Genomic DNA, 11,872 nt, shown 5'->3' with positions numbered 1-11,872 from the left:
CCTACAGACGTACCACAGGAAACTGTGTCGTTATGGAAATAATAATCCCTCAAGGGAAAATAAACGGAATATCAAAATGAATTTGCATGAATACCAAGCCAAACAGCTGTTTGCAGAATTCGGTTTGCCTGTACCAGAAGGTTTCGCATGTGATACAGCACAAGAAGCTTTCGAAGCTGCAGGCCGTATCAGTACAGCCAAGAAAGTCGTTAAGTGTCAAGTACACGCTGGTGGTCGCGGTAAAGCGGGCGGCGTAGAGCTACATGACACTAAAGAAGGCGTTAAAGAGTTTGCACAAAAGTGGCTAGGTAAAAACCTAGTGACTTACCAAACAGACGCTAATGGTCAACCTGTAACAAAGATCCTAGTTGAAGAAGCATCGAACATCGCGAATGAGCTTTACCTAGGTGCTGTTGTTGACCGTGCAACTCGCAGAATTGTATTCATGGCGTCAACTGAAGGCGGTGTGGACATTGAGAAAATCGCTGAAGAAACTCCAGAGTTGATTCACCAATCAGCGATCGATCCTCTAGTTGGTCCTCAAGCTTACCAAGGCCGTGAACTGGCATTCAAACTTGGCCTAGCTGGCGATCAAATTAAACAGTTCGTTAAGATCTTTATGGGTCTTGGTGAAATGTTCGCTCAGTACGACCTAGCTCTACTAGAAATTAACCCGCTTGTTATTACAAATGAAGGTAATCTTCTTTGTCTAGACGGCAAGATCAACATTGACTCAAACGCAATGTACCGTCAGCCAAAGCTTCGTGAAATGCACGATCCTTCACAAGAAGACGAGCGCGAAGCGCACGCAGCTCAGTGGGAACTGAACTACGTAGCACTTGATGGCAACGTTGGCTGTATGGTTAACGGTGCAGGCCTTGCTATGGGTACGATGGATATCGTAAACCTACACGGCGGCAAGCCAGCAAACTTCCTTGATGTAGGCGGCGGCGCAACAAAAGAGCGTGTAGCTGAAGCATTCAAGATCATCCTTTCTGATGACAATGTTAAAGCAGTACTCGTAAACATCTTCGGTGGCATCGTTCGTTGTGACATGATCGCTGAAGGTATTATTGGTGCAGTTAAAGAAGTTGGCGTAACAGTTCCTGTCGTTGTTCGTCTAGAAGGTACAAACGCAGACCTAGGTCGCGAAGTACTTGCTAATTCTGATGTTGATATCATTGCTGCTGTATCTCTAACAGATGCTGCTCAGAAAGTTGTTGCTGCTGCGGAGGCTAAATAATGTCTGTATTAATTAACAAAGACACTAAAGTAATCTGTCAGGGTTTCACTGGCGGTCAAGGTACATTCCACTCAGACCAAGCGATCGCATACGGTACGCAAATGGTTGGTGGTGTTTCACCTGGTAAGGGTGGTCAAACTCACCTAGGCCTTCCTGTATTCAACACAGTACGTGAAGCAGTAGAAGTAACTGGCGCAACAGCAACAGTTATCTACGTACCAGCACCTTTCTGTAAAGATGCAATCCTAGAAGCTATTGATGCAGGTATCGAACTGATCGTAACGATCACGGAAGGTATCCCTACTACAGATATGATCGACGTTAAAGTGAAGCTAGAAGAAACTGGCGTTCGCATGATCGGTCCTAACTGTCCAGGTCTTATCACTCCAGACGAGTGTAAGATTGGTATCATGCCTGGTCATATCCACAAGAAGGGTAAAGTAGGTATCGTATCTCGTTCAGGTACTCTGACGTACGAAGCAGTTAAGCAAACAACAGATGAAGGCTTTGGTCAGTCTACATGTGTTGGTATCGGTGGTGACCCTATCCCAGGTTCAAACTTCATTGATATCCTAAAACTTTTCCAAGAAGACCCAGAGACTGAAGCAATCGTAATGATTGGTGAGATCGGTGGTACTGCGGAAGAAGAAGCTGCTGAGTTCATCAAAGCAAACGTAACTAAGCCAGTTGTATCTTACATCGCTGGTGTTACTGCTCCTCCGGGTAAACGTATGGGCCACGCTGGTGCAATCATCTCTGGCGGTAAAGGTACTGCTGAAGATAAATTCGCGGCACTAGAAGCAGCAGGCGTTAAGACTGTTAAGTCTCTTGCTGACATCGGTAAAGGCCTACGTGAAATCACAGGTTGGTAATCAGCTGGCTTTTATCGAATGAGATAGAAGCTAACTGAACGATATAAGAAAGGCTTGGTCATTGACCAAGCCTTTTTCTTTTGTGACCGACTTTTTTGTAACCGATTCTTTTGTAGACGATTGCCGCATCAACGGTTGTGTTGTTAAAAGCCAGAACGAATCCCGACTTTTCTCTTTAGGTGCGAGTTCTGTACATTTGAGACAACATAAACATTGCCGCGGCACTGATAACAACAGAAGGGCCGGCTGGTGTGTCGTAGAACCATGACAAGCTCAATCCTCCGAATACAGCGATAGAACCAATTATCGATGCAAGAAATGCCATTTGTTCGGGTGTATTGGCGAACTTTCTTGCCGTTGCTGCAGGAATGATAAGTAGTGATGTCATGATTAACGCACCAACAAACTTCATACCCACCGCTATTACGATACCTACAAGCAGCATCAAAATAAGACGCATTAAATCAATGTTGATGCCGTCAACCGCCGCGAGATCTTCGTTAACGGTCGTTGATAATAGTGGTCGCCAAAAAATAGCTAATACCAGTCCAATCACAGCGGCACCCGCATAGATAAACACTAAATCCGTCGGAGATACCGCAAGCAAGTCACCAAAGAGGTAGCTCATTAGATCGACACGAACATTGTCCAAGAAGCTGACGGCTACAAGACCTAAAGAGAGCGCACTGTGCGCCAAAATACCGAGTAGGGTATCGGTCGCGACCAGCTTTTGCTTTTGCAAGGTAACCAGCAACACTGCCAGCATCAAACAACAAATCAGCAGCGCCAAGTACAAGTTAATATTGAATAAGAAACCAAGCGCTAAGCCCATCAAAGATGCGTGTGCGAGCGTGTCACCAAAGTAGGCCATCTTTCGCCAAACCACAAAAGAACCTAGTGGACCTGCGATCAGAGCAATGCCCAAGCCAGCTAAAATAGAGGGAAGAAGAAACTCAAGCATTAGTGGTGTCCGTGTTTATGGTTTGAACATTCGTGCGCGTCGCCCTTAACAGGCTGTCCTGCAAGGTCATGATGGTGATGTTCGTGTTGGTGGTGATAAAACGCCAGCGTCTCTTGGGTTGCAGTGCCGAACAATGCAATATATGAAGGATGGTGTTTGATATCCGCAGGGGCGCCTGAACAACAGATATGATGGTGCAAACAGATCACGTCATCTGTTTTTGCCATCACCAGATGCAAGTCGTGTGACACCATAAAGACAGCGCAACCAAAGCGGTGGCGAATGGTATCAATCAGGTCATAAAGGTCTATTTGCCCTTGCACATCAACACCTTGAGCTGGCTCATCGAGCACAAGTAAGTCTGGTCTTCTTAGCAATGAACGAGCAATAAGAACACGTTGGTTCTCGCCACCCGATAGCTGATGCATGTTACTTTTCTGCAGATGTTCTGCACCAACCAATTTTAGTGCTTCCAGTATCTCTTGCTGACTAAACTTACCTGTCAGTTTAAGAAAGCGTTCGACATTTAAGGGAAGTGAATCATTGAGCTTTAGCTTTTGTGGAACATAGCCAATTTTCAGTTTGTTCGATTTAGTTATTTTACCTGAAAACTTGGTTTGTAAACCCAGAACCACTTTTACCAGTGTAGATTTTCCTGCACCGTTTGGCCCAATTAGGGTGGTGATTCTGCCGCGCTCTAAATTTAGAGATATGTTGTCTAGAACTTTTCGGCCGTCAAACTCGACGCTGACAGAATCTAGTTGGATTAAGTTATCCATGAATAGAACTCATTTGCAATTCGCTAATGTTATAATGTAACATTTACCTCAAGCCTAAGCTACTTTTCTATTATCGAGGAATTATGTCACGTTCATCTTTTATACTTGCTACTTTGCTTTTAGCGCCAAGTGTTGCAAGTGCCAGTACTATTCTAACAAGCTTTAAACCAATTCAAATGATTGTGACAGAATTAACGCAAGGCGTTAGCGAACTGGATGTGTTGATGAACAGCAATGCGTCACCGCACGATTATGCTCTCAAACCATCTGATGTCAAAAAAGTTCATGATGCTGATATGTTGATTTGGTTCGGCCCTGACTTAGAAGCGTTTTTGACTAAGGTGATTGGTTCAAAAGAAAACGTTATCAAGATCAGTGATATTCCTGGAATTGAATTACGAGAATTCGGACATGAAGAACACGACGCACATGAAGGGCACGATCATGGTAGTCATGATCCTCATTTTTGGTTAGGTATCAACCAAGTTGAAGTCGCAGCTAAGTTCATCTCGGCTAAACTAATTGAAACAGACCCAGATAACGCAATGGCTTATCAAGAAAATTTAGAGTCATTTCTGATTAACTTGAAAGAGAAAGAACAATCCATCCGTGAGCAACTTGCGCCAGTTAAAGACGAAGGCTATTACGTATTTCATGATGCATATGGCTATTTCGAGCAAGAGTTTGAGTTGAATAACTTAGGTTACTTTACTGTGAATCCGGATAGAAAACCGGGTGCGAAAAGCCTCATAGCGATCAAAAAAACGCTAGTACGTGACAATGTCCAATGTGTATTTGCTGAGCCACAATTTACGCCTGCTGTCATTGAATCTGTAACTCGCGGAAGCAACACTAAACAAGGTCAATTAGATCCTGTTGGCTCTCAAGTTGAAGTGAAGAGCGGAAGTTATTTCGATTTTCTTCAGCAACTTACAGATAGCTACATCAGTTGCTTAAGCGCAAAGTAATTTATACTGATGAGTATAGTTGCTCTACTTTGCTCTCGTTAATTTATGAATCATGCCGCTTCTTGCGGCATTTTCGTGACCGCTAAGATAAAACCTTCCAACAAATAAGAAACCTTCTTTCTCCTTCGATAATTTCCGCTAAAATAGAAAGATAATAATAAGCACAAAAAAACCCACTTTCTGTGTACACAATAATAAGACATTATTGTGACAGGTACCTCGCGTGTTGTTGCTGTTCAGGATTAAAAGTTGTTTCAAATTATCTTAAGAATGTTCATGTTAATGAGCATTTCATTTAGCGTATTAGCGGTAGATACTTCACCCTCGGTTTTTTACCCTTTGCCTGTTCAAGCACAAGGGAATTTCCTTGCGGCTAAAAATCTCTATCTGGGTGCAGGTGGCGGTCTGTGGGTCCATGATGTGCATGGAAAAGTGCTCTTTTACGATGGACGAACTCTGCTTCCTAGAAAGGGGAGCCTTCTAGAGTTTTCTTCGGAAAGCGTCGCGTTTCTTAATGATGAGTTTTGGACCTTTTTCGACAACGAGGTCTACCGACATAGCCCTGGCATCGGCAATGAACTCGCCTTCAGTTTGAGCCCCGGTGCTGAGATCGCTAATATCGGTGCATCTGGTGACTTTATTTGGGTCACGGATGGCGCTAATTTCTATACGTATAACACCCAATCTTTGGAATTTAATACCTATTCATTGCTTAAGTTGTACCGATACAACAACAGCAGCGATATCGAGATTAACGATGCTGAGTTGGTATTGTCGAAGTGGGTTTTGGCGACCAGCGCCGGTGTCTATCTTTCTGACCAACAAGAGTTTACGCACATCACGGCATCGGAAAAGAATCACATAGAAACGATTTATTTCTCTAACACTCGGCGTGAACTAGTCATCGGTACCTTAAATGGTGCGGTCATTGTGGATCTCTCGAACCCAGATCAAGTGACGTATGTTCGTGGGTCACATGTGTTATCTCTCGCTGAAACTTCAGACCAATATTGGATTGGTACAGAGCATGGGTTAGTGAGTTACAATTTTATCACGGGGGAAACGATCCACTTCAAGCGTGCGACCAATCAAGACTTTTCATTACCGGGTGAGAAAATATACTCGCTGATTAATGATCATGCTGGTGGTATGTGGGTCGCGACCAATAATGGCATTCGCTATTTCTCATTGTTTAGTAAGACTTTCTCTCGAACGCCACTTAACGGAATGGGAATGCACTCGAGTAGCGTCGTGATCAACAAAGTGCAGCCCGTTGACGAACATTTGTCTTGGGTTGCATCATCTATGGGCTTGTATTTGGTCGATTCGGAAAGTGAAGATTTTCCAATTCGTGTTTATACAAAACCTGTTCAAGACTTTGAGGTCTTAGGTTCTTCAATCTGGATAGCCACCGAAGAGGGTATTCTTAGTTTTAATACCCAGACGTTGGATCCTGAACCGCTTGAATTGCCGAGAGCGATTCAGGGTGTTCATGTTGAGAATTTTGCTCTTCAGCCTAACCAAGTTTTGTGGATGACGTCTGGACAAAACCTGTATTCTTTATCGATCCAGACCATGCAATTAGCGTCTTACGCCACAGATTGGTTAGTCGATAAGTTTCTCCCCGCCAAAATTACAGACCTAAATATAGGCTTGCAAGGCAGTGTTTACATCGGCACGGATCATGGCTTCTATTCATTTATCGATAAGAGAATCAGTTTCAGTCGTTCGAGTGAGCGATTTGGCAAAGTTGTCGATATTGAGCAAGCAAAGGACGGTTCTCAGTGGTTTGCGGGCAGTTACGGTGTGTACCGAATTCCTTATGACAGCAACATCATCGAAGAGATTGCTCTTGTCGAAGACAATATAAGCCCGAATTGTTTAATCAGCGATGACAATGGTATGTGGCTCGGATCATCAAAGGGGGTCAGCTATTACGGTCTTGATGGTCAGTTGCATAAGCACATCGGCTCACCATTTGGCTTGATCACCAATGAATTAGCGGTGGGTGCTTGTGCGTTGTTTTACAGTGAAGAAAATCAATCGTCTAGGCTCGTTTTAGGCTCTAAGTATGGCGTGGTCAGCGCATTGTCTAATGAGTTACTGGTATCGACGACGCCTCATAGCCGGGCCTTATTAAGTAAGATCAGTGTTGACCAAGAAACAGTATCGCTTGGCGGAAGAACGGTTGATTTAAAAGAGATACCTTATGGCTCTTCCATCGGTTTCAAGCTTGGTATTTTACCCGCGACGTTTGCTCCAGCTATGGAGTATAGGCTCAACGACAATGAACCTTGGAGCGAGTTTGAGGGAGGCTTACTTACGCTAGACCACTTGCTTCCCGGTGACTATACGCTTGAAGTGAAACCGGTGAAGGACTCTCACTATCGTTTTGTTTCCACCAATCAAAGCTTCTCGATAGCTGAGCCTTGGTATCTAAGTAATTGGGCAGCCGCGAGTTTCCTGATACTCCTTATTTGTGTGGTCACTATTCTTGTCTTCTGGCGTTCACGCTATGTGACTTTTGCCAATAGACATTTAAAAGCGCAAGTCGCTTTAAAGACCGATCAGTTAAGGCATCAAAGTCGGATTCTATTAACGACCAATCAACAGCTCAAAAAGCAACTCTCTGTTAAAAATGCACTTGTTTCTCATACAGCGAAAGAATTGTCCGCTGAAGTAAACCAAATTGCTGTCATGTTACCCAACTGGAATGATGACCATGGTAAATCTCCGATCCTAGCGTTAAAAAACGGTTTAGCTCAATTGAGCAATAGCCAAGAGGGAGAGGGAACGGTTTGTTACGACGTGATTTTGATCTTGGAGTCGGTACTCAAAGCTTGGAAGGATGACTTAACCAAAGCGGGAATAGAGCTGGATATCAGCGTTGAAACCAAGCATCGACATGTGTCGCTGTTGTATTTTAATCTCGATATTATCTTTAATAGCTTGGTCGCGAGTATCATCAAGCGAAATTTTAAATCGCAGAGTATGGTGATATTGGTTGAAGAGGTTAAAGGTCATCTCGTTGTTACGATAAGAGATCATGGCATGCCTTTCCCTAAATTGGCTTCAGCAATTAACGATAGTAGTGGAAAATCAACCGATCTTAATATTGAAAAGCTGCCCTTATTGATGAATCAAAGTGGTGGTGAACTTAATGCATTCATTTCGGATTCTCAAAATAAAGTCCAGCTGTCTTGGCCAATTGAATATCAAGTATTGCAAAACCTTGAGGCGAGTACCATAGAGCAAATCGAGACGATTAAGCACACGACCTCAAGCTCAGAACAACAAAAAGTAAGTGCGGAACAAGAGTGGAAAAATAAAGTTTCACAGCTTGTGAGTGAACACTACGCTGATGCTGAGTTTGGTACAGCAACGGCTGCGAAGTATTTGTTTATGTCTGAGAGAAGCTTACAACGACGCTTTAAATTAGCTTATCACAAGACATTCAAGGAACACTTGAATGAAGTTCGTCTCGAACATGCTTGTGAGCGCTTACTCGCGGGAGAAAAAGTGTCAGATGTAGCCTTTGATTCTGGATTCAATGACCCATCTTACTTTAGCCAAAGGTTTAAGCACCACTTTGGCATGTCTCCCTCTAAGTTTGCGGAAAATAACGAAGAGTAGTGAGCTGTGGGTTCACTCTACTTCCACATAGATAAAGATACTCTAAGCCTCGACATTCGTGTTGGGGCTTTTTTATGCTCATACGAGATAGAGATAGAGATAGAGATAGAGATAGAGATAGAGATAGAGATAGAGATAGAGATAGAGATAGAGATAGAGATAGAGATAGAGATAGAGATAGAGAGTTAGGGTTGCAGTAAATTTGCTAGGGATATAATGAGGAAGAAAAAAAATATCGTGGCATAGCCGGGGGGACTACACCACGGGTGTCAAGGACACCTTCGCTTGCTGCCGGAGTGATATGGCAAGCCACATCACCTCTGGAATAAAATTAAAGAGAAGTAGTTTCTCTTCGATGGAGTAACTATACGTCTGCCCACTTATTTTACTTATAAAATTAACGACAGATGGCCATGAGAAAACCGACATTATTTTAAGTTGTTGATAATTAATAGTTTTGTGTGGTTCTTGGTGGTTTGTACTAGTGAGGTAGTTCTCGTTGCTTGTTGAAAGTAACGTTTTTGACGTAAACGTTTTTAACGAAATTTACGAGTGTGTATTTTCGAAAACATTGATTTCACACAATAGAATTGTGGTCATGTATGTGTATTATGCTGGTAATAACAATCTTTCTCATTATCAGTCACGAATTGGGTACTTATGAAACTCTCACAACTAGAGCAAGGCAAAGCGGCTTCTATTGTTGCACTAAAAGGTTTAACACCAGAAGTTAGAAAAAAACTTATGGTCATGGGCATGTTGCCAAAAACCGAGGTGACGTTGATTCGCCGTGCACCTATGGGTGATCCGCTTCAAGTTGAAGTGAGAGGGGTTTCAATCGCCATTCGTGAAAGCATCGCAGAACAAATCGAGGTTATCTAAATGGATTATCAAGTTCTAACCGTTGGTAACCCGAATAGTGGTAAAACAACATTATTTAATGCACTGACTGGTGCCAAGCAGCACGTTGGTAACTGGGTCGGTGTAACCGTAGAAAAGAAGACGGGTGTCTATTCTCATGCTGGTGATCAGTTTCAGCTTACCGATTTGCCTGGTATCTACGCACTAGACAGTGGTAATGACGCGAACAGCATCGATGAGTCTATTGCATCTCGCGCTGTGCTTACTCACCCAGCAGATGTGATCATCAATGTTGTTGATGCGAGCTGTTTAGAAAGAAGCTTGTACATGACATTACAATTGCGAGAGTTGGGTCGCCCAATGATCGTTGTATTGAACAAAATGGATGTATTAAAGCGTGAGCGTCAGATCATTAACCTTAAAGCGCTAGAGAAAGAGTTAGGCTGTCCAGTTCTGAGCTTGTCTGCAAACGACAAAGGCCAAGTGGTTCGCTTTAAAGAACGCCTTCATAAGTTACTTGTTCAAGGTGTGAGCCTTGACCCTATCTCTATCGATTACGACGCAGCATTAGAAGCACTAATCCCTTCTGTTGAATCTCAATTTGATGATGCTGATGTATCGCATAGAGCGCTAGCGATTCGTGCTTTAGAAAATGATTACTTGGTTCTAAATGGCCTTGCTCCTCAGCCTCGCATTCAAATTGATAGCGTGCGCCTGAGTGCTGACTTTGATATTGACCTAGCGGTTGCCGATGCAAAATACACTTTTCTACATGACCTTTGTAAGCGTGTCCGCCGCAGTGAAGGCAAGCTAAGCCGGAACTTCACAGAAAAAGCAGACCAATTCATTTTGAACAAGTGGGTTGGTATTCCTTTCTTCTTCGTCATTATGTACTTGATGTTCATGTTCTCTATCAATATCGGTAGTGCGTTTATCGATTTCTTTGATATTGGTGTAGGTGCGTTATTGGTTGATGGTGGTCATCACTTATTAGACGGACATTTACCTGTTTGGCTAGTGACAATCCTTGCCGATGGTATCGGTGGTGGTATTCAAACGGTTGCTACCTTTATTCCGGTAATCGCTGCGCTTTACCTATTCTTAGCGGTACTAGAAAGCTCAGGCTACATGGCGCGTGCTGCATTTGTACTTGATAAAGTGATGCAAAAAATCGGCTTGCCGGGTAAGGCTTTTGTCCCTCTGGTACTTGGTTTTGGCTGTAACGTTCCTTCGATCATGGCAACACGTACTCTTGACCAAGAGCGTGAGCGTAAACTGGCTGCATCAATGGCGCCGTTCATGTCATGTGGTGCTCGCCTACCAGTATACGCACTGTTTGCAGCAGCGTTCTTTCCGGGTGCCGGACAAAACGTAGTATTCGCTTTGTACATCATGGGTATTGTTGCTTCTGTGTTCACGGGTCTATTCCTTAAAAATACAATTTATCCTGGCAGCAGCGATAGCTTGGTTATGGAAATGCCAGATTACGAATTGCCAACCGTGCAAAACGTGATGCTAAAAACGTGGCAGAAATTGAAACGTTTTGTGCTTGGTGCAGGTAAAACAATCGTAATGGTTGTGGCAATCCTGAGCTTCTTGAACTCTTTAGGTATGGACGGAAGTTTTGGTAACGAAGACAGCGAAAATTCAGTGTTGTCTAAAGCTGCACAAGTTGTGACGCCGGTGTTCCAACCGATTGGTATTACTGAAGAGAACTGGCCTGCAACGGTTGGTATCATCACAGGTATTTTCGCCAAAGAAGCGGTTGTCGGTACATTAAATAGCTTGTACACGACGCCATCAGATGAAGAAGCGGCTGAATTCGATTTAGCGGCAAGCCTGCAAGAAGCGGTAATGACTATCCCTGAAAACCTATCTGGCTTGAGCTACTCAGATCCGTTAGGCATTGAAGTAGGCGACTTGTCGGACTCAAGCTCTGTAGCGGCGGATCAAGAGGTTGACTCGTCTATCTTTGGCAATCTGAAGGACAAATTCGTTTCTGGCCATGCGGCATTTGCTTACCTGATTCTTATCTTGCTTTACACACCTTGTGTGGCTGCGATGGGTGCTTACGTTCGTGAGTTTGGTCAGATGTTTGCGCGCTTCATTGCTGTATGGACAATGGCACTTGGTTATTTCGGCGCAACGTTTTATTACCAAGCTGCAAATTTTGCAGCTCACCCAGTGAGTAGTGCTGTATGGATGGTGGCTATCGCTGGTGGCTTTGTAGTGACCTATCGAGTGTTCAAGAAAGTAGGCAGCAAGCAAAAAGTACTTGAGGTGCAAGTAGTATGATCTTGACTGAACTTCATCAATATATTGATAACCATAGTGTTGCCGCTCGCAATGAGCTTGCGTCTAAATTTGGAATGAGTGAAGACGGTGTTGATGCGATGCTGAGTGTATGGGTTAAGAAGGGCAAAGTATCTCGATTAGTCGATACGAATAAGCAGGGTCATATAACCCGTATTCGTTACACCATTAGTAAGCAAGATGGTTTGTCATTGAATGTGATGATGTAGTTCAGATAGCTTAAACAAAAACCGCAGCCCTTG

At 43.5% G+C, this 11,872-nt stretch carries 10 protein-coding genes; 8 read left to right on the top strand and 2 right to left on the bottom strand.

Features of this window, described 5'->3' with window-relative positions:
• The first annotated feature begins 76 nt into the window (after nucleotides 1-76).
• Together sucC and sucD are read left to right on the top strand one after the other, a co-directional pair.
• A complete protein-coding gene (sucC, locus tag IHV80_RS11740) occupies nucleotides 77-1,243 on the top strand; it encodes an ADP-forming succinate--CoA ligase subunit beta (RefSeq protein WP_192889160.1) in 1,167 nt (388 codons plus the stop codon).
• On the top strand, nucleotides 1,243-2,115 hold the full coding sequence (gene sucD, locus IHV80_RS11735) for a succinate--CoA ligase subunit alpha (protein WP_004734209.1): 873 nt from the start codon (nucleotides 1,243-1,245) through the stop codon (nucleotides 2,113-2,115). Before sucC ends, sucD begins: the two co-directional genes overlap by 1 nt.
• Nucleotides 2,116-2,290: 175 nt before the next feature.
• Here sucD and znuB read toward each other — a convergent pair whose 3' ends face one another.
• Nucleotides 2,291-3,076: a zinc ABC transporter permease subunit ZnuB gene (gene znuB, locus IHV80_RS11730; RefSeq protein ID WP_192889159.1), complete on the bottom strand. Its 786-nt coding sequence runs from the start codon at nucleotides 3,074-3,076 to the stop codon at nucleotides 2,291-2,293.
• Complete coding sequence (gene znuC, locus IHV80_RS11725) at nucleotides 3,076-3,855, bottom strand: zinc ABC transporter ATP-binding protein ZnuC (protein ID WP_192889158.1); 780 nt, start codon at nucleotides 3,853-3,855, stop codon at nucleotides 3,076-3,078. Before znuC ends, znuB begins: the two co-directional genes overlap by 1 nt.
• A gap of 83 nt (nucleotides 3,856-3,938) precedes the next feature.
• Here znuC and znuA point away from each other — a divergent pair, with 83 nt between their 5' ends.
• From znuA to IHV80_RS11695, 6 genes are all read left to right on the top strand, one after another.
• Entirely contained in the window at nucleotides 3,939-4,823 is an 885-nt protein-coding gene (gene znuA, locus IHV80_RS11720) for a zinc ABC transporter substrate-binding protein ZnuA (protein WP_192889157.1), read from the top strand.
• 282 nt (nucleotides 4,824-5,105) lie between these two features.
• Nucleotides 5,106-8,456, top strand: a complete 3,351-nt coding sequence (locus IHV80_RS11715) for a helix-turn-helix domain-containing protein (RefSeq protein WP_192889156.1) — start codon at nucleotides 5,106-5,108, stop codon at nucleotides 8,454-8,456.
• A 6-nt stretch (nucleotides 8,457-8,462) separates the two neighbouring features.
• Nucleotides 8,463-8,645, top strand: a complete 183-nt coding sequence (locus tag IHV80_RS11710; protein WP_192889155.1) for a hypothetical protein — start codon at nucleotides 8,463-8,465, stop codon at nucleotides 8,643-8,645.
• A gap of 471 nt (nucleotides 8,646-9,116) precedes the next feature.
• The gene (locus tag IHV80_RS11705; protein ID WP_192889154.1) at nucleotides 9,117-9,338 is read left to right on the top strand and encodes a FeoA family protein; all 222 of its coding nucleotides are present in this window, start codon (nucleotides 9,117-9,119) and stop codon (nucleotides 9,336-9,338) included.
• Complete coding sequence (feoB, locus tag IHV80_RS11700; RefSeq protein WP_192889153.1) at nucleotides 9,339-11,612, top strand: Fe(2+) transporter permease subunit FeoB; 2,274 nt, start codon at nucleotides 9,339-9,341, stop codon at nucleotides 11,610-11,612.
• A complete protein-coding gene (locus IHV80_RS11695; protein ID WP_192889152.1) occupies nucleotides 11,609-11,839 on the top strand; it encodes a FeoC-like transcriptional regulator in 231 nt (76 codons plus the stop codon). The genes feoB and IHV80_RS11695 overlap by 4 nt, the downstream gene beginning before the upstream one ends.
• Nucleotides 11,840-11,872: the final 33 nt, after the last annotated feature.

Origin of the sequence: Vibrio bathopelagicus (assembly GCF_014879975.1) — a bacterium.
GTDB classification, from domain to species: Bacteria; Pseudomonadota; Gammaproteobacteria; order Enterobacterales; family Vibrionaceae; genus Vibrio; species Vibrio bathopelagicus.
This window is presented reverse-complemented; position numbering and strand designations above follow the sequence as displayed.